This window comes from Pseudomonas sp. BF-B-26 (assembly GCF_019956495.1).
Lineage (GTDB): Bacteria > Pseudomonadota > Gammaproteobacteria > Pseudomonadales > Pseudomonadaceae > Aquipseudomonas.
Genome location: NZ_JAHBDP010000083.1, coordinates 1 through 17,805, shown reverse-complemented (window position 1 = coordinate 17,805; position 17,805 = coordinate 1). Strand labels below are relative to the sequence as shown.

Genomic DNA, 17,805 nt, shown 5'->3' with positions numbered 1-17,805 from the left:
TCCGTCTCTTGGATCAGAAGTTTTCTCTCGGGTTGAAAGCCGCTTTTTTCGCCAGTTCCTGCCACAGCGCCTTGACCTCGTCGTCCGAGGTTTTAGGCATGACGGCCTTGAGCTGTACAAACAGATAACCGCGATGACCGGCCTTGTTCAGCAAACCGTGGCCCTTGGCGCGCATGCGCTGGCCGTTCTGGCTGCCGGCCGGGATCTTGAGGTTGATCTTGCCTGTCAGGGTAGGCACTGCCACCTCAGTACCTAATGCCAACTCCCACGGCGCCAGCGGCAAGGTAATGATCAGGTTCTCGCCTTCGACGTCGAACTTGGGGTGCGGCGCAAAGCGAATGATCAGGAACAAGTCGCCATTGGCCCCGCCACCCGTGCCCGGAGCACCCTGGCCCTTGAGGCGGATGCGCTCGCCGTCGGCCACGCCGGCCGGGATCTTCACGTTCAGGCTTTTGCTGGTGTTGCTGACATGCTGGCCGGCAGCGTTGTACTGCGGCACCTGGAAAGTAACCTTCTTCGATTCGCTCGAAAGGGTTTCTTCCAGGAAAATCCCGAGTTCCATTTCCACGTCTTGCCCTCGACGCCCGGCGCTGCGGCCTGAATGTCCACCCCCAAAACCAGGGCCACGGTTGCCGAAGATCGAACTGAAGAAGTCCGAAAAATCGCCCGTGTCCTGACCACCACCGAAACCGCCTGCGCCACGCCCCTGCCAACCCGGCGGGCCCTGGAACGGTTGACCGTGCTGGCCGTATTTGCGCAAGTCGTCGTATTCGGCGCGCTTGTCGGCGCTTTTCAGCGCTTCATAGGCTTCCGAGGCGTCTTTGAATTTGGACTCGGCGTCCTTTTCCTTGCTGACGTCCGGGTGATATTTGCGCGCCAGCTTACGATAGGCGGCCTTGATCGTCTTATCGTCCGCGGTCGGTTCCACACCGAGAATCTTGTAATAGTCTTTGAAGTCCATCTAAGGATCACCATCCGTTATCGATATCGCGCCACTACCGGCAGCATGCGCTCTTTGGCAGCCGCCAGGTTGATCGATCTCAAGGTGGCAGCGCATCAGAAGTTTTTCGGCAGCAGTGGGCGGTTCTTGCGACCGTCCGAGGGCTGCCAGGGCCAATGCAGACAAGTTTGGGGCATCTGGCCGTCTTATCAAGGCGCTAATCGCGGAGATTTAGCGGATAGTCGGCCTTCGAATCTGCGCCGCACTGACATACACTGCGCGGCCGTTTTTTAACCGGAACTCGATAGACATGAAAAACGCATCTCCAGCCCGTGCCTGTGGTATCGACTTCGGCACGTCCAACTCCACCGTCGGCTGGCTGCGCCCCGGCATGGAAACGCTGATCGCGCTGGAGGACGACAAGATCACCCTGCCTTCGGTGGTCTTCTTCAACATGGAAGAACGCCGCCCGGTGTACGGCCGCCTCGCGCTGCACGAGTACCTGGAAGGCTATGAAGGCCGGCTGATGCGCTCGCTCAAGAGCCTGCTGGGCTCCAAGCTGATCAAGCACGACACCAGCGTCCTCGGCACTGCAATGCCGTTCAAGGATTTACTTGGGTTGTTTATCGGCCAACTGAAGAAACGCGCCGAAACCGCCGCCGGTCGCGAGTTCGATGAAGTGGTGCTCGGTCGTCCGGTGTTCTTCGTCGATGACGATGAAATGGCCGACCAGGAAGCCGAAAACACGCTGGTGGACGTGGCCCGCGCCATCGGTTTCAAGGACGTTTCGTTCCAGTACGAACCGATTGCGGCGGCCTTCGACTATGAGTCGACCATCGAAAAAGAAGAGCTGGTGCTGATCGTCGACATCGGCGGTGGTACCTCGGACTTCTCGCTGGTGCGTCTGTCCCCTGAACGCCGTACCCACGACAATCGCCACGATGACATCCTCGCCACCGGCGGCGTGCACATCGGCGGGACCGATTTCGACAAGCAGCTGAGCCTGCAAGGCCTGATGCCGCTGTTCGGCTATGGCAGCCGGATGAAGAGCGGCGCCTACATGCCGACCAGCCACCACATGAACCTGGCGACCTGGCACACCATCAACTCGGTGTACTCGCAAAAGTCGACCCTGGCGCTGGGCAGCATGCGTTACGACATCGAAGACACCGGCGGCATCGATCGCCTGTTCAAGCTGATCGACCAGCGCGCCGGCCATTGGCTGGCCATGGAAGTGGAAGAAACCAAGATCCAGCTGACCCACGCCGACAGCCGCCATGTGCCGCTGGACCGCATCGAACCGGGGTTGAGTGTGGAGCTGAGCCGGGCACTGTTCGAATCGGCTATCGACAACTTGCTGGAGCGCGTGCGTAACAGCGTGACCCAGCTGTTGAACGACGCCAATGTGCGAGTCGATCAGGTCGATACGGTGTTCTTCACCGGCGGTTCGAGCGGGATTCCGGCACTGCGCAACAGCGTCTCGGCGATGTTGCCGAACGCGCGGCATGTGGAAGGGAACATCTTCGGCAGCATCGGCAGCGGCTTGGCGATTGAAGCGATGAAGCGCTACGGCAACATGGACTGACCTGACACCCTGTGGTGAGAGGATTTATCTGTGGCGAGGGGATTTATCTGTGGCGAGGGGATTTATCCCCGTTGGGCTGCGAAGCGGCCCCTTCTTTTTTGGATAACGGGGGCCGCTTCGCGACCCAACGGGGATAAATCCCCTCGCCACAGTAGATCAGCAGCGGATCAAACCATCCCTACCTGCTTCAACTCACTCTTCAGGTACGCGTAATAAATCGGCCCCGCCACCACCCCCGGCAGGCCGAACGCGGCCTCGAACACCAGCATCGCCAACAGCAACTCCCACGACTTGGCACTGATCTGCCCGCCAACGATGCGTGCGTTGAGAAAGTATTCGAGCTTGTGGATAAAAATCAGGTAACCCAGCGCCGCCACGGCCACCCAGATCGACAGCGACAAACCGACGATGGTGATCAGGGTGTTCGACATCAGGTTGCCGATCACCGGCAGCAGGCCGAGCAGGAATGTCAGTACGATCAGGGTTTTGGTCAGCGGCAGCTTTATCCCGAACGTCGGCAGGACCACCGCCAGGAAAATCCCGGTGAAGAAGGTGTTGAGCAGGGAAATCTTGATCTGGGCGAACACGATGTTGCGAAACGCCTGGACCAGCAGGTGCAAGCGTTCGAACAGCGCGGCGGCCAATGGCTTGCGCTTGGTCACGTCCGGCACGCGCTGCAAGGCAATGATCGCCCCCAGCACCATGCCGATCAGCAGCGTCACAAACATGTGCGCCGCGTCCTTGCCCACCAGTTGCAAGTCGCTGAGGTGCTTGCTCACCCATTCGCCAATCGCCACACGGAATTCGGCGGCGCTGGCGGGCAGATAGGCGTCGATGAACGGCGGCAGTTGCCCGCGCGCCCGATCAACCACGTGCATGAATTTGTCGAGAGAAGCGCCGGGGTTTTCCGCTTCATGCAGCAGAAAGCTGAAAGCACCGGCAAAGATCAGCGTCAACACACTGACCACTAGCGTTCCCAACAACGCCACCGCCAGCCAGCGCGCACGCCGCCCTTCGATCAGGCGCTGCAATTGCGGGGTGAGCATGTTGACCAGTTCGAACACCAGCAGGCCGGCCAGCAAACTCGGCAGTAATCGCAGCGGGATCACCAGCAACAAACCGCCGAAAATGATGACCCAACTGATGAGTTGCAAGACTTGGCGTTGAGAAAACGTTGGCATACAGCCTCAAAACGAACGGCGTAAAAGGATTGGCAGTCTGCCAGCGTTCCGATGCCAGCACTAGGGATTGTGTAGGTCGACCTTAGTGGGGGCGGTGGCGGCTGTTTTCAGTGCCCTTGCCGGCCCCTTCGCGAGCAAGCCCGCTCCCACAATGGATCTGTGTCCGCAGGACAAATGTGGGAGTGAGCCTGCTCGCGATGAGACCCTCTCAGCCCCCACATCTTGCCGCCCAATGATTATTTTTTCTTCAGGCATTCGCTCATGAAGGCTTTACGCGCATCGCCTTTCAACGCCTGAGTGGCGGCATCGGCGTTGCAGGTTTTCATCTTCTCTTGCTGAGGGGTAAGGGTTTTTGCGTCATTGGCGGCCGGGGCCGCTTTGAGGCAATTGCTCATGAACGCTTTGCGTTCGTCTCCCTTGAGGCTTTTCGCGGTGGCGTCAGCATTGCAGGTGGTCATCTTGTTCTGTTGCTCGGTGGCGGCAAAGCCCTGGGCGCAGAACAGCAGACCGATCATCAACAAAGGGACACGCAACATTTTCATGAAGTTTTCTCCTTGTTGTCGCGCCGAGCGGCGCGACCTCAAGGGAAGTGTAGACAAGACCTGTTACCGCTTCATCCGCCAGCGATTATTCAGCATCCTCCTGCGCACGCAGGATGTCGTCGAACGCTTTCAAGTAGTTGCGATAAGCCTCAACCCGATTTTCAATGACCGAGGCAGGCAATCGCTCGAATGAAACCGGAGTGCCGTCCTCCACACGGTAGGTTTGGCCTAACTCTTTTAATGATGTCCATTGGGCGTACGCCCCGGATGTGTACAGCTTGTTCATTTTTATCTGCCTGAACGTGTTCGTTTCGGAAACGACAGGCAACGTCGCCGGGCCTGGTGGCGCCTCATTGATAAAGTTGTATTCGCTGACGGCCGGACCGGGCGCCAGTGTCTCCACCGGCGGCATTTCGAACTCGAAGTAGCCCTTGCTCGCCAGATGCGCCGCGGGGAACTCCGGCCAGGAATCGGCGACGACCAGAGTCCCGGGATTGGCCAAGTCGCCTATGACCACATATTGATGATCGAAGTCAGAGGCTTTGACGATGTGAATGCTCGATGTCCGGGGCTGGCTGGCGAGGATCGAAAACGTCACTTTCGAGTTTTCCGAGCAATTGCCGCCCTTGATTTCAATGGCTTTACGAGCCGCTTCAGCGATGGTCAGTTTTGCGGTGAAACCACCTTCCTCCAGGTTCAGCTCCCTAAGACCCTTGATCTTCGCAATCGCCGAACCGCCCTTCTCCCACATGCTCGGCAATTGATTGCCGGACAGGGGGATAAGCTCCTTGGTGCGGCAGATTGCACGCTGTGCCATTTTCAGGTTCTCCATGATTGGCGGCGAAACCTCAATCGGTTCGTCGGACGTCACGACATCACTGGACAGCCACTCGCCATAGCTGCGCAAATCGGCCAATTCAGGGCTTGGCGTTACAGCGTTTTCCCGGACTGAACGTAACAGCGCCTGATACTCATCCGTCCGGCCGGTGCGCTCCAGATTTCGGGCATTGATGGCCAGGTTGCGCTCGGATTCGGGCAGCGGGATCAGGCCATCCCTGGTGAACATCTGCTCAATCAATGACTTGAATTGCTCGTCCAGCATCAGCCTCTTCAGGTCCGGCAACGCTTCGATGCTCTGTACGACGTTTGCATTGGCTTGCGCATCTTCGGCGGTGTTGGCGTTATACAACGCCTGCCGAAGAGAAGAAAAGTGCTCTTCGAAATTGTCCTTTATCAGCTTCAAGCCACGCAGGTAGTCATATTTTGCGTAGGACGAGACGGAAGAACCAAACGCACCTGCAACATGTTCCGGATAAAGATCCCCAATCGCCTGCAACACGACCGCCTCACCTTCGCCGGTCGGCGCGCCACCACGCAGGCGCATGACCTGTGGATCGAAAGTGAGCGGGTCAAGCACCGGAAGGTCTGTAAGGACTTTCAGGAGCCGATAAGGTTTCAATGCCCGGTTACGAATCGCCTCTTTCAGTTGCCGTCCTTGCCCTATGTGAATGTTCAGGGCATTACGCTCGGCGTCCGGTAGTGCCTGCAGGATCGATGAATAAAAGTCCGACCCGGCATTCAAGGCGTTGCCCTCATCGTCATAGGCCTGGAAGGTCAGGTCTTCCCGTTCGACGATGGTGCGTCGAATGGCGGCATCTTCCTTGCCAATGCTGTCCAGCAACGCACCTCCCAACTCGAACCGGTGAACGTCGATTCGCACGTCAGGATTCCAGCCGGGCAGGTTTTCCAGCGAGTGCAAGGCCAGCCTGCGGGTATCAGGATTGTCGACTGACTTCAGATGCAGCCCTTCATAAGCCCGGGCACTTCGTACGTCCCTAAGAGCCCAGCGCGCGAGGTTTTCCAATCTGTCGGACAGTTTCGCTCGTGCGATATCCTGCAACTCCTCGGGGGAGGCAATCGCCAGCAACTCTTGCGCAACGGTGCCCGGCAAATCCGGCACTCGGTCCTGGATATTTCGCACCAAGGCACTCTTCGCACTTCGGGCATTTTCAAGCTGACGGTAGCGCGCCTCGAACAGCCCTGTGCGCCTGTTTTTGGCAAGTTTCGCCAGTTCAAGCCGCAGCTGTCGCGCGTTCACCTCGGCGGCCAATACCGGTGCGCCGAACTCGTTGTTCATCAGTGTTTTTGTTTCAGCTTGATCAAGGTGGGCCAACAGCGTTTTAAGCAAATCACCGTCGATCAAGCGATCCTTTCGTATCCGAACAGGTGACGCGTCGGCACGGCCAATCACCTCAAGGACCTGACCGTCAGCACCCACCAGCTCAATTGCCCTACCGGGCCATACGCCATCGAGCAACCGGAACTGAAAGGCAGGGTCGGCTTTTAAATAGTCTTGCGGATGATCACTGCCAATCTGCTCAATAAATGTCTGAATATCGTGGTCGATCCGGAAGCGCGTCACGGTATCGCTCAGCAAGGGCAAAGCGCGCTCCTTGTCGACATACATCCGGCGGATCGCGTTGACGTCGCTGCGACTGACCGTTCGAATGTCGCCGTATGCGTCCGCCAACCCTTTCATTGACTGGCCGAGTCGCGCCATCAACGTATCGTCATCCCACAAATGCGGCTGCTCTCCTTCAATCACGAAGGCGCCTTCTCCGTTACTCTCGACCACCGGTTGATACGCGTCCGGCCGGGCTGGATGTTGCACTCGGTGCTTGCCAGTCTGCGGGTCTTTATTGAGTTCGAAGTAGCGCGTATCGAGATTGAGGATCGGCTTGCCTTCATGCCGATGCAGCCATTGATCGTCGGGTTTTGAATCGGCGGACAGCATAAGATCGCGCTGGTAGGCCTCAAGGTTCTGCCCCCATAGACGCTTGTCGCCGTTGGCCAGGGTGACCGGCTTGCTCCCTTCGATGAACGAAGAAAGCTTGGGTAGCACCACCTCCGATCCGAGCTTCATGCCCGCGCCGAACGTGCCCAACTGGATCAAACTTTCAGCGAAGCCGATCAGGTGCTCGGCCCCTTCCAGATAAACACCTTCGGCCAGGTCAACGACACCTTCGACCACTTCACTGACTAATTGATAAACCATGTAAGCCATCATGGCCTCGCCCAGAAAAGGCACGAACGGCGTCACGACCAATAATGCGGCATTGAGAACGTCGGACAGCATCTTCTCCAAATTGTCGAACCAGGCCCAACGCTCCATGCGGTCGGCATCGGCGGTGGAAATCACCATCTCCCGTGCGTCGTTGAGGATTTTGTTTTGTTGGACCTGGTAGAGATAAACCCACAGGTCGCCATTGAAACGGGTTTCGCTATCCTCTTCGAACTTCAGGGTCCCAAAACGAAGGCGTGGGTTATCCACGGCAGTTTCTCGCCAGACAGGCAGGTCCACGCCCCATTCCTTTTCATGCCGGGTGATCACGACAAGTTTGCTGTTAAGTTCGGCAAAGAAATGCCCGCGTTGCTGATGGGCGACAAAGCGGCTGAAGAACTGCTGATAACTGCGCCTGTTTGGGAGGCCATCACGCGTGGGCGCCTGGCCCGCGTCGCGCAACTGGCGGGTGAGTTCGAGCGCGAACTCGCCCAGCGACGCATACTCTTTCAACGGATGATCAGGGTCGTTCGGCACATAGGCAATGAGTCGCCTCCCTGCACCGGCAGCGTCCAGATCACCGGCGATCAGCACAATGCCGTGCAGCCGTGTGTCCAGCATCGTCAGGTGATAGTAACGAACCGGGATGCCTTCCAGTTTCAGGCCTTTAACCCCCTCGGTTATGCCCTTCACCAACCGATAGCCGTTGGCCGAGATATCTTTTCGCATCAAGGCCCAATCCATGGCGGCACTCAGCGCGGCTTTCTGACTTTTGATAATTCTGTGCTGCACCACGCCTTTTGCCAGGCCATCGGTGGGACGCAAATAACTTTCGAGGTGTTCTTTGTATCGAGCGCCAATATCCAGTTCCCGACATACTGTTTTGAACTGCTCGATAGACACCTTGTTTCGGATGTCCAGTACTTCAAAGTGCCCCAGTTCGTCAGGTCTGGAAATAAACTGCGAGTCAGAGAGCAGAACTTCATTGAGTGCAAAGTTGTGCAATGCTGCATCAAGTACGGAGACGGTTCTAGAACTGACACCGCCCGTAATGTTATGCGCCCACGGGGACAACTTTGCCGGAGAGAACAACTTCAAATAAGTGCTTCTGACATCGATGTCGACTCCGTATTGTTGTTTCAATGCCTGTTGTAGCAAGGGTTCGGCAAACGCGTAAACATCCTGCAATTCACCGAGCATTCGGTCGACATCATTTTGGGCTTTCCAACTCGCCACCATCGTTTTTTTCAGACTTGAGTGCAATGCCGAAGACGCCTCTTTACTCCATCGAGGGATACCGGAAAGCCCTAATTTCAGCGCCTGCACTCTTTCCAACGAGGCATCCGCCACCCATGCGGGCAGAGCCTCTTTGATAAATTCATGATGAATACTTGTTTCTTGCGTACTTAATACAGACGGTCCGCGAACTAGAACTGAATGCCCCATGATTGATGATTCCAAAGCAAGTTAATAAATGCGTACTGGAGCATACAGCGAAGCATAGAAATTTTATTGAGTGTATTTCCGACAAAACCTGTAAGAGGCTTCGCAATAAAACAGATGTCAACTAAACAACGCTACAACACACGACACCGCAACATTCAATTAACGTTCATTCAGTATTATTTAAGAAACACTACTACTCAGGAACATCAGGCTCCCCGGTGTCGCCGATACTGTTCCGGCGTGCACCCTGCCTGGCGTTGAAACATCGCGATAAACGCAGAGCCCGTGCTGTAGCCCATGTCAAAGGCGATTTCCTGGATGCTGCGGTGGCTGTCCAGCGCTTCGATCGCTGCCAGAAACCGCAACCGCTGCCGCCACTCGCCAAAACTCATGCCCAACTCACGCACGAACCGCCGCGCCAGGGTGCGTTCGCTGACATGGATCTGCGCGGCCCACTCCGCCAAAGGTCGGTTATCACCGGGCTCGGCCTGCAAGGCTTCGAGTATCCCGAACAAGCCAGGGCTGCTGGCGTAGGGCAAATAACACTCCTGCACCGGCGCCTGCTGCAGTTGGTCCACCAACACCTGGGCCAGACGTTGGTCGGCTTCGTGCTCGGGAATCTTCACATCGCGGCCGGCGAAGTCTTTGAGGATCGCTTTAAGGATGTCGCTGATGGCCAGGGTGCAGGCCTGTTGCGGCAGGTCCTGGCACATCGGCGGAGCCAGGCAGACCGCGCGATAGTTGATCGGCTGATGGCTATAGAAGCTGTGTTCGGTCTGCGGCGGCACCCATACCGCGTATTGCGGCGGTGACATGAAGCGGCTGCCACCGATTTCCATGTGCAATACACCGTGGGCCGAATACTCCAGCGTGCCCCATGGATGACGGTGCGCCGAGGCATAACGATGCGCATCAAAGTCGGCATAACGGAAGTACACCGGGGCCGGCAGTTCGCTGAAGTCGAGCAGATCGATGTGTTTACTGTTCATGCTGTCCGTCATCAGGGGCAGGTTGTCTGGATCGAAGTATAGGCTTGTATCCAGACAGGCGATAATCACCCCTCATTAACGTTCTGGTTTTCTCTGATGCAATACGCTTATCCCCTGCTGGCCATTTTCATTTGGGCCGGCAACACCGTGATCACCAAGATGTCGGCCGGGGCGATCTTCCCCGCCGAGATCGGCTTTTACCGCTGGCTGCTTGCCGGACTGCTGTTCACCCCCTTCATGCTCAAACCGGTGATCGCCCATTGGCCAACGATCCGCCCGAACCTGGGCAAGATCTTTGTCCTCGGCGTACTCGGCATGGCGGTTTACCAAAGCCTGGCGTACTTCGCGGCGAGCCTGACCTCGGCCACCAACATGGGCATCATCCTGTCGCTGATGCCACTGATGTCGCTGGCCATGGCGATCATTAGCCTCGGCCAGCGCCTGACCATCGGCGCACTGGCCGGTGCGGTGCTGTCGTTCGCGGGGGTATTGGTGGTCGTCTCGTCCGGCAGCCTTGGCGCGCTGCTCGAACACGGGGTGAACCTGGGTGACGCGATGATGCTGATCGCCACCCTGGCCTACGCGATCTACAGCACACTGCTGAAAAAATGGCAGCTGCGTTTACCGCCGCTGGTGTTGCTGTACATGCAGGTATGGGTGGCCGTGGCGGTACTGTTTCCGCTGTTCCTCGCTTCGCCGAAGATCGGTCCGACGCTGCAGAACATTCCGCTGGTGCTTTACGCCTGCCTGCTGGCTTCGATGGTTGCGCCATTGGCGTGGATGCAGGCCGTGATCCGCCTGGGGCCGAGCCGGACTACGCTGTTTTTCAATCTGCTGCCGTTGATTACTGCGCTGATCGCGGCGGTGGTGCTGCATGAGCAGTTGGCGATGTATCACTTGGTGGGCGGGATGTTGACGTTGGGTGGGGTGATTCTTTCGGAGCGCTGGACCACGGTGTTGGGGCGTAAGGTCGTCGCTGCCTGATCTGGCGCCTTCGCGAGCAAGCCCGCTCCCACATTTGGAATGCATTCCCCTGTGGGAGCGGGCTTGCTCGCGAAGAACGATAACTCGGTCTGAAGGCTAAACCCCGGCCGCTTTCAGCCGCGCCGCATGCTCGACAAACAACCGCACCGGCTCCGCGCTCCTGCCCACCAAACCCAACGACTGATTGACGATGTCGAAGTGATCCATCGGATACTCATCCCCAATCACTGTCCCCAGATGCGAGCTGTAACGCCCGACCATTCCGTCGCAATGCCCGGCTTCTCGAACGAAGGTTCTGGCAAACAACCGACAACTGCGGTTAGTCCCATCGAACAGGTTTCGCCCGCGATTGGTCTTGCCCGGCTGCAAGGTCCCGGACCAGGAGTAATACCGCACGCCATTGACCTCTTCCGGCCCCTGCCCGCCCCAGGTTTCAGGCAAGCCCTGTGGATAACGCTGGTTGAACAGCGCCACGCCTTCCGTCGTCAGTGAATGATGGGAGGCATGGATATCAACCGGCAATTTCGGTCCGCGATAACCGGTTTCCAGCAGGCTCATCAGTGCACAGATCCAGCGCAGCAAAACGCAGAGCAAACGCCCCTTGGCGCTGTTTCCCGGATAGTGTTTGTGCAGGTAATCCGCCAGCTCCGAGCCGTGATTGGGTCCTGCCACCGAGGTGACCGAGGCGACCCGGTCCGGGCGTTTGGCCGCGGCATAGCGGGCGGTCAGCGCCCCTTGGCTGTGGCCGATCAGGTTGACTTTCTCGGCCCCGGTTTCCCGCAGGATTTCCTCGATCCGCGCCAGCAGTTGCTCGCCGCGCACTTCGCAGGAGTTGATCGGCGAGACCTGCACCGCAATCACCGTCGCCCCACCCCGGCGCAGCGCAGAAATGATCCCGAACCAATACGGATAGATCAGCAGACGGATAAACCCGAGCATTCCCGGGACCAGCACCAACGGGTAACGCGGGGCGGAACCTTGCGACATGGGCGAACATCCTTGTGATCGGTGAAGTGACGCCAGGCGGGATGCAAGACATCAGCCAAGCATCGGCATCGAAGATGACAACTCGGCGACCAGTCTATGACATCCCGCCCTACTTCAGCCCCACCACCCCCGCCACGATCAATCCGACCGACACCAGTTTGACCGCCGTCAGGCTTTCACCGAGCAACGCAAACCCGAGAAACACCGTGCCCAGTGAGCCGATGGCGGTCCAGATCGGGTAAGCGATGCTCACCGGCAACTCGCGCATGGCCAGGGTCAGGAAGTAGATCCCGCCCACCGCGGCCACCACGGTGATCATCGATGGCCAGAGCCGGGTGAAGCCCTCGGCGTATTTCATGCCCATGGCAAAGGTGACCTCGAAGCCGGCGGCGATCAGCAAAAACAGCCAGGCCATCTAGAACTCCCTGGCCAGCGCCCGCAAACGCTGCTCGGCCTCGGCGGCGGAGATCTGGAAGGTGCGTTCCTCGGACTCTTCGCCTTCGGCGGCCACGACCGTGATGTCGGTGATGCCGATGAACCCCAATGCCGTTCGCAACAACGGATCGGCATGGTTCATTGCCTCAAGTTCTCCACCCGGCCCGAAACCGAACCCGCCGCGACTGGTGACGATCAACGCCTTTTTGCCCTGCACCAGCGGCTCGTATTGAGCGACGCCATTGTCCAGGGTGTGATTGAAGGTCAGCCCCAACCGCACAATCTGATCGATCCAGGCCTTGAGGCCGCTGGGCACGCTGAAGTTGTGCATCGGCGTGGAAATCACCAATAAATCGTGACCGAGCAATTCACCCACCAGTTCATCGCTGAACGCCAGGTCGGCCTGCATCGACAGCGGCCGCGCATCGGGCTCGGGGTAAAACGCGGCGGCCACAAACGCCTCGTTGACCGGCGGAATCAACGCCCGACCGACTTCGCGACGGGTCAAGTGCGACTGTGGATTGACCGCCTGCCAAGCTGAAAGAAACACCTCGGCCAAGCGCCGGGAATGAGAACGGTCGCCACGGGGGCTGGCATGTATGGCAAGAATTGTGCTCATCTGAATCTCCTGAAGGACTAAACTCAAACTGCTGGTGGCTTGCAGCTTGAAGCGCACAGCCGCCCCTCTTCAAATGAGCAAAAATCAGTCTGGATGAATTGATTTCACCCATGGAGCTTTCAATGTTTGCCTCGCTGCCGCTGACCGCCCTGCGCGCCTTTGAATCCGCCTCGCGCCTGCTGAGCTTCAAGGCAGCCGCCGAAGAACTCTCGGTGACACCGACGGCGGTTTCCCATCAGATTCGCTCGCTGGAGACCTGGCTCGGTGTGCCGCTGTTCGAGCGACTGCCACGGCAAGTTCGCCTGACGGACTGCGGTGAACGGCTGTTCCACAGCTTGCACGGTGCCTTGCTGGAAGTGGCGCAAAGTGTCGATACCTTGCGCCCGCAACGCAGCGGCGCGAGCCTGACGATCTCCACCACCGCCGCATTCGCTGCCTTGTGGCTGGTGCCCAGGCTGGGCCGGTTCTACGCCCGGCACCCGAACATCAGCCTGCGGCTCGATACCCATTGCGAAGTCATCGATCTGCATCAGGACGCCAGCGTCGATCTGGTGGTGCGTTACAGCCTCGATGACTACCCGAACCTTTATGGCCTGTGCCTGTTCGACGAATCCTTCGGCGTCTATGGCTCGCCCGAGCAAGTCGCCCTGGCCGCCAGCCAAGCGCCGACGCTGATCAGCGTGCGCTGGCACAACTCCAAACTGTACGCCCACGGCTGGGAAGCCTGGTGCGCACAATCCGGCGAGACCTGGCTTGCCGGGCAGCCAGCGGTTCGTGAATACGACGAAGAGCATTACGCCCTGCAAGCGGCGATTGCCGGGCAAGGCCTGGTGCTGGCGAGCAATATTCTGGTGTCCGAGACCGTGGCCAGTGGTTTGCTGGTGGCTTACAAGGGTGAGGTTCAGGTCGATGGTGCCGGTTACGCTGCACTGTGCGTGCCGGGGCGCGAACGGCATCCGCCGGTGCGGGCGTTTTTTGCGTGGTTGCAGGAAGAAGCTCGATTGTCTGGTCTATTGCCAAGATCGCAGCCTTCGGCAGCTCCTACAGGAGAACGACGCGGATGACATGGCGGACATTCTGAAAGATTTGTAATGCCTGTTAATCGCCATCGCGGGCAAGCCATGCTCCTACAGGTTTCGTGTCGGGCTCGAGATCTGTAGGAGCATGGCTTGCCCGCGATGGCGTCGTAACAGACGCCAACGGATTACCGGGTGGGTTTGACGGTGACGGGTGCCTTGCCGGCCTTCATCTGCTCCAGCAACGGCGCGCACTGATTCGGTTCGCCAGCGCTCGGCGCTATCAGCGCCAGCAAGCCCGCCGCAGGCGCGGCAAGCACACCCAGTGCAACCATTCCGGCTCCGCGCAGCATCAGCGGCACAGCCTTCACACCGGCATCAGGTTTGATGAACTTGCCCCGTACATACAGCGGCGAACGCAACGAAATCACGCGCCAGCCCTTGGATTCCGGCGTGATGGTCAGGTCCAGTTGCTCAGTCGCCATGTCGGCGGTGCCATCGATGTAGACGATCGCGTTTTCGGTATCGAAGACGAACAGACGCGTGGTCGCCAGTCCGGTCTTGATGTCGAAGTCGGCGGCAGCGCAGTTGATCTTCACTTCCTTGTCGCCAAAGATCTTGCCCACCACATAGTTGCCGACGTTCAGCCCGGCCAGCTCCATCAACTCGCGGCTGATAGCGCCATCGTTGATCAGCATCTTCAGATTGCCATTGGCGGTGCCCAGCAGTTTGGCCACCGAGTTGCCACGACCGGTGATGTCGGCATCGCCATTGAGTTCGCCGAAACTGGTTTTCATCGGTTCAAAGGTCGGGAACAACTGCTTGAGTTTGAACTTGCGTGCGGTGAGTTTGGCCTGGCCTTCCAACGGTTCGGTTCGGCCATTGAGGCGAATCTGAGCGTCCAGGTTACCGCCGGCGACACCGAAGCGCAGGGGTTCCAGGCTGAGCACGCCATCAGTGAGCATCAGGTGGGTGTAGAGATCGTTGAACGGCAGTTTTTCACTGTGGACGATGCGCTTGCCAGTGAACTCGACGTCGGCGTCCATATCGCGCCAGCGCTCGGTTTTGAACTCTTCGACCGGCAACACCTTGTCCGCCGGCTGGTTGCTTTCGCCGCCGCGGGCCTTTTGTTTGGCGTTGGAATCGGCACCGATCAGCGGAGCCAGGTCGGCAAACAGCAGTTGATTGGAAACCAGCGATCCGCTCAGCTTCGGGCGCGGCTGACTGGCGACATAAGTCAGGCTGCCATGGATATCGCTCTGGCCGATCTTGCCGTTGAATTCTTCGTAACGGAACACTGCACCGTCCGCTTCATGCAGCTTGGCGATCAAGTGGCCGTCAGTTTCGTACGGCGGTGTGTCCGGCAGGGTTACCCCGGTCAGCGGGTAGAGATTGCCCAGGCTGGTGCCGGCCAGCTTCAGACGCAAGTCCAGGGCACCGAGATTCAGTGGATCGGTGAGGGTGCCGGCCAGTTCGACACGGGTGTCAGCGATGTTCACTTTTGCTTGAAGCGGGAACGGTCTGGCCGCGTCCTGCAACGCCAGCAGGCCGCCGACCTTGCCTTCGCCCGCGAGTGTCTGGCCGTGGTACTGGCCTTTGACCTTCAGCGCGAACGCGTAATCCTGCGGCGAGGCGCCCTTTTCCGACGCGGTTTTCGCGGCTTTGTCACCGACGATGTCACTGAACGGAATAGGTTTGCCCAGCGGGTCGATGATCAAGTCGAGCTGAGTCTTCAGGCTCTGGTCGTCGAGGATCACGTGGCCTTTGTCGAAGCCGATCGCACCGATGTCCACCACCCAGCGTGAAGGCTCGGCGTTCGGGTCTTTGGGGTCGAACTTGAAGGTCCAGTTTGCACGGCCGTCGGCCAGGCGCTGGAGGTCGGCATTCGGTTCGGTCAGGTCAATACGCGGGATCACCACGCGCTGCGCCAGCAAGGCCAGGGGCGAGATGCGCAACTCGACGCGTTTGAGGGTGACCATTTGCGGCTTCTTCGACCAGTCCGGGTTGCCCAGGCTCAAGTCCTGCGCCACGACATGCGGCCACGGCACCCACGCGCGCCAGCCGCCTTCGCCGGGCTCACGCTGCCAGACCACCGCGAGGTTGCCGTTGATGGCGAACGGGCGGTGCAGCTCTTCGGAAACCTTGGCGTTAAGCGGTGGTTTGATCCGGTTCCAATCGAAGAACGCGATGATCAGAACCAATACGGCCAGCAGGACAACCAGGCTGGCGAGGGTCCAGATAAAAACTTTACGAGTGCGCTTCATTGCACAGGGCTCCTGATACGACTGAGCGCCCTGACTGCGACGCACGTTTGAAACGTTAGGCCAGAACCGGCCTGCCATGGAATCTACGACTGAAAAACGGTGCGCAGGTTTAACCGAAATACCGCTTAACGTTCAAATAATCGGTCGACGACAGGATGCCCCCCAATCCAGCGTTACCGGCCCCGCACTTTTACATGGCGCAAGTGAGTGGAAAATACCCATCTCAGCGCAAAAACATCCGCCGGAAACGCCCGATTTAGAGCTGTCTCACGGAACAATCAATTCCGTTGATTATTACCATTGCGTTTATGAACTTTTGTATCGACTTATCAAGAGTAGCATTGCCCTCGTACCCACTTTATCGCCCTCCTACGGAGCACCCGATCATGAAACGCCAATTACTGCTTAGCCTTACCCTCTCAATGCTGGCCAGCACTGCTTTCGCCCTGCCAGCGGCTGACCAGGCGACCCCACAAGTCAAATCCACCCACTCGGTGTTCAGCCAAACCGTCGCCGAAGGTGGCAATGATCGCCTGAAAGAAAAAGGCCTGATCACCCAGGATGGCTCGGACCGCACTCCACAAGGTCAAACCCTGGCTGCTGACGGTTCCGATCGCACTCCACAAGGCCAAACCCTGGCTGCTGACGGTTCCGATCGCACTCCACAAGGTCAAACCCTGGCTGCTGACGGTTCCGATCGCACCCCACAAGGTCAAACCCTGGCTGCTGACGGTTCCGATCGCACTCCACAAGGTCAAACCCTGGCTGCTGACGGTTCCGACCGCACTCCACAAGGTCAAACCCTGGCTGCCGATGGTTCCGATCGCACCCCACAAGGTCAAACCCTGGCCGAAGGTGGTGGTGACCGTGTCATCGAACGCAACAGCGCTGTGAGCTGAGCCCATGGCGGCCCTGAAAAAAAGCCCAATCCCCGGATTGGGCTTTTGACGCTATAGATGCCTCACTTCCCTGCTTGATCCCCCGATCGTCATTCGACGCCGGCAAAGCCGATTTGCTAGAGTGCGCCGCTGTCTTATCCAGAAAACACCCTTGCGATGCTGCCCCGCGCCGAACAGAAACAACAGACCCGTAACGCCCTGATGGACGCTGCCCGCCACTTGATGGAATGCGGCCGAGGATTCGGCAGCCTGAGCCTGCGCGAAGTCGCCAGAACCGCGGGGATCGTGCCCACCGGTTTCTACCGGCATTTCGCCGATATGGATGAACTGGGCCTGGTGCTGGTGAGTGAAGTCGGTCAGACCTTCCGCGAAACCATTCGCCTGGTGCGCCACAACGAGTTCGTCATGGGCGGCATCATTGACGCCTCGGTGCGGATCTTTCTCGACGTGGTCACGGCCAATCGCTCGCAGTTCCTGTTTCTCGCTCGCGAGCAATACGGCGGCTCGTTGCCAGTGCGCCAGGCCATTGGCCGCTTGCGCGAAGACATTAGCTCGGACCTGGCGGCCGACTTGTCCTTGATGCCGAAGCTGCAACACCTGGACATCGCCGGCCTGAGCGTCATGGCTGACCTGATTGTCAAAAGCGTGTTCGCGACCTTGCCGGACATCATTGATCCGCCTGCCGAGGCGCTGCCCGAGCATCTGACGCCACAGGCGAAAATTACCCAGCAGTTACGTTTTATCTTTATCGGCCTCAAACACTGGCAAGGCCTCGGCAGTACCGAATAACCCCTGTGGGAGCGGGCTTGCTCGCGAAGGCGTCGGTACATCCAGCATCTATGTGACTGGAATACCGC

Annotated in this window: 14 protein-coding genes; 5 read left to right on the top strand and 9 right to left on the bottom strand. The window is 58.6% G+C overall.

Annotation, left to right across the window (positions count from 1 at the left end; all coding sequences use genetic code 11):
- Positions 1–13: 13 nt before the first annotated feature.
- Positions 14–961: a DnaJ C-terminal domain-containing protein gene (locus KGB03_RS18425; protein WP_218539032.1), complete on the bottom strand. Its 948-nt coding sequence runs from the start codon at positions 959–961 to the stop codon at positions 14–16.
- 289 nt (positions 962–1,250) lie between these two features.
- Here KGB03_RS18425 and KGB03_RS18420 point away from each other — a divergent pair, with 289 nt between their 5' ends.
- Positions 1,251–2,525, top strand: coding sequence for an Hsp70 family protein (locus KGB03_RS18420; protein ID WP_111449224.1), 1,275 nt, complete (start codon positions 1,251–1,253; stop codon positions 2,523–2,525).
- 167 nt (positions 2,526–2,692) lie between these two features.
- Here KGB03_RS18420 and KGB03_RS18415 read toward each other — a convergent pair whose 3' ends face one another.
- From KGB03_RS18415 to KGB03_RS18400, 4 genes are all read right to left on the bottom strand, one after another.
- Positions 2,693–3,706 (bottom strand): AI-2E family transporter, encoded by a 1,014-nt coding sequence (locus tag KGB03_RS18415; protein ID WP_111449225.1) that lies wholly within the window; start codon positions 3,704–3,706, stop codon positions 2,693–2,695.
- 236 nt (positions 3,707–3,942) lie between these two features.
- The gene (locus KGB03_RS18410; protein ID WP_111449226.1) at positions 3,943–4,248 is read right to left on the bottom strand and encodes a PsiF family protein; all 306 of its coding nucleotides are present in this window, start codon (positions 4,246–4,248) and stop codon (positions 3,943–3,945) included.
- Between the two features lie 85 nt (positions 4,249–4,333).
- Positions 4,334–8,755 (bottom strand): dermonecrotic toxin domain-containing protein, encoded by a 4,422-nt coding sequence (locus KGB03_RS18405; protein WP_223528091.1) that lies wholly within the window; start codon positions 8,753–8,755, stop codon positions 4,334–4,336.
- A gap of 206 nt (positions 8,756–8,961) precedes the next feature.
- Positions 8,962–9,744, bottom strand: coding sequence for an AraC family transcriptional regulator (locus KGB03_RS18400; protein WP_192410002.1), 783 nt, complete (start codon positions 9,742–9,744; stop codon positions 8,962–8,964).
- A 96-nt stretch (positions 9,745–9,840) separates the two neighbouring features.
- On the opposite strand from KGB03_RS18400, the gene KGB03_RS18395 reads away from it, so the two are divergent.
- Positions 9,841–10,728 (top strand): DMT family transporter, encoded by an 888-nt coding sequence (locus tag KGB03_RS18395; protein WP_223528088.1) that lies wholly within the window; start codon positions 9,841–9,843, stop codon positions 10,726–10,728.
- A gap of 96 nt (positions 10,729–10,824) precedes the next feature.
- On the opposite strand, the gene KGB03_RS18390 is transcribed toward KGB03_RS18395, so the two are convergent.
- From KGB03_RS18390 to KGB03_RS18380, 3 genes are all read right to left on the bottom strand, one after another.
- Entirely contained in the window at positions 10,825–11,715 is an 891-nt protein-coding gene (locus tag KGB03_RS18390; protein WP_218539035.1) for a lipase family alpha/beta hydrolase, read from the bottom strand.
- 109 nt (positions 11,716–11,824) lie between these two features.
- A complete protein-coding gene (locus tag KGB03_RS18385) occupies positions 11,825–12,130 on the bottom strand; it encodes a DMT family transporter (RefSeq protein ID WP_008157366.1) in 306 nt (101 codons plus the stop codon).
- Entirely contained in the window at positions 12,131–12,769 is a 639-nt protein-coding gene (locus tag KGB03_RS18380; RefSeq protein ID WP_192409999.1) for an FMN-dependent NADH-azoreductase, read from the bottom strand. It lies immediately after the preceding gene.
- 110 nt (positions 12,770–12,879) lie between these two features.
- On the opposite strand from KGB03_RS18380, the gene KGB03_RS18375 reads away from it, so the two are divergent.
- Positions 12,880–13,833 (top strand): LysR substrate-binding domain-containing protein, encoded by a 954-nt coding sequence (locus KGB03_RS18375; protein ID WP_218539036.1) that lies wholly within the window; start codon positions 12,880–12,882, stop codon positions 13,831–13,833.
- Positions 13,834–13,973: 140 nt separating this feature from the next.
- Here the strand turns inward: KGB03_RS18375 and KGB03_RS18370 are convergent, their stop codons facing one another.
- Entirely contained in the window at positions 13,974–16,049 is a 2,076-nt protein-coding gene (locus tag KGB03_RS18370; RefSeq protein ID WP_218539037.1) for an AsmA family protein, read from the bottom strand.
- A gap of 386 nt (positions 16,050–16,435) precedes the next feature.
- Between KGB03_RS18370 and KGB03_RS18365 the strand changes: the two genes are divergently transcribed.
- Together KGB03_RS18365 and KGB03_RS18360 are read left to right on the top strand one after the other, a co-directional pair.
- Positions 16,436–16,948 (top strand): hypothetical protein, encoded by a 513-nt coding sequence (locus KGB03_RS18365; RefSeq protein WP_218539038.1) that lies wholly within the window; start codon positions 16,436–16,438, stop codon positions 16,946–16,948.
- Positions 16,949–17,104: 156 nt separating this feature from the next.
- A complete protein-coding gene (locus KGB03_RS18360; protein ID WP_046054906.1) occupies positions 17,105–17,737 on the top strand; it encodes a TetR family transcriptional regulator in 633 nt (210 codons plus the stop codon).
- The last annotated feature ends 68 nt before the right edge of the window (positions 17,738–17,805 follow it).

Excerpts from the sequence above, each read along its gene's own strand:
- KGB03_RS18405 (WP_223528091.1), bottom strand. The coding sequence starts at position 8,755 with ATGGGGCATTCAGTTCTAGTTCGCGGACCGTCTGTATTAAGTACGCAA.
- KGB03_RS18425 (WP_218539032.1), bottom strand. The coding sequence starts at position 961 with ATGGACTTCAAAGACTATTACAAGATTCTCGGTGTGGAACCGACCGCG.
- KGB03_RS18375 (WP_218539036.1), top strand. The coding sequence starts at position 12,880 with ATGGAGCTTTCAATGTTTGCCTCGCTGCCGCTGACCGCCCTGCGCGCC.
- KGB03_RS18380 (WP_192409999.1), bottom strand. The coding sequence starts at position 12,769 with ATGAGCACAATTCTTGCCATACATGCCAGCCCCCGTGGCGACCGTTCT.
- KGB03_RS18385 (WP_008157366.1), bottom strand. The coding sequence starts at position 12,130 with ATGGCCTGGCTGTTTTTGCTGATCGCCGCCGGCTTCGAGGTCACCTTT.
- KGB03_RS18400 (WP_192410002.1), bottom strand. The coding sequence starts at position 9,744 with ATGAACAGTAAACACATCGATCTGCTCGACTTCAGCGAACTGCCGGCC.
- KGB03_RS18390 (WP_218539035.1), bottom strand. The coding sequence starts at position 11,715 with ATGTCGCAAGGTTCCGCCCCGCGTTACCCGTTGGTGCTGGTCCCGGGA.
- KGB03_RS18415 (WP_111449225.1), bottom strand. The coding sequence starts at position 3,706 with ATGCCAACGTTTTCTCAACGCCAAGTCTTGCAACTCATCAGTTGGGTC.
- KGB03_RS18365 (WP_218539038.1), top strand. The coding sequence starts at position 16,436 with ATGAAACGCCAATTACTGCTTAGCCTTACCCTCTCAATGCTGGCCAGC.
- KGB03_RS18360 (WP_046054906.1), top strand. The coding sequence starts at position 17,105 with ATGCTGCCCCGCGCCGAACAGAAACAACAGACCCGTAACGCCCTGATG.
- KGB03_RS18370 (WP_218539037.1), bottom strand. The coding sequence starts at position 16,049 with ATGAAGCGCACTCGTAAAGTTTTTATCTGGACCCTCGCCAGCCTGGTT.
- KGB03_RS18395 (WP_223528088.1), top strand. The coding sequence starts at position 9,841 with ATGCAATACGCTTATCCCCTGCTGGCCATTTTCATTTGGGCCGGCAAC.
- KGB03_RS18420 (WP_111449224.1), top strand. The coding sequence starts at position 1,251 with ATGAAAAACGCATCTCCAGCCCGTGCCTGTGGTATCGACTTCGGCACG.
- KGB03_RS18410 (WP_111449226.1), bottom strand. The coding sequence starts at position 4,248 with ATGAAAATGTTGCGTGTCCCTTTGTTGATGATCGGTCTGCTGTTCTGC.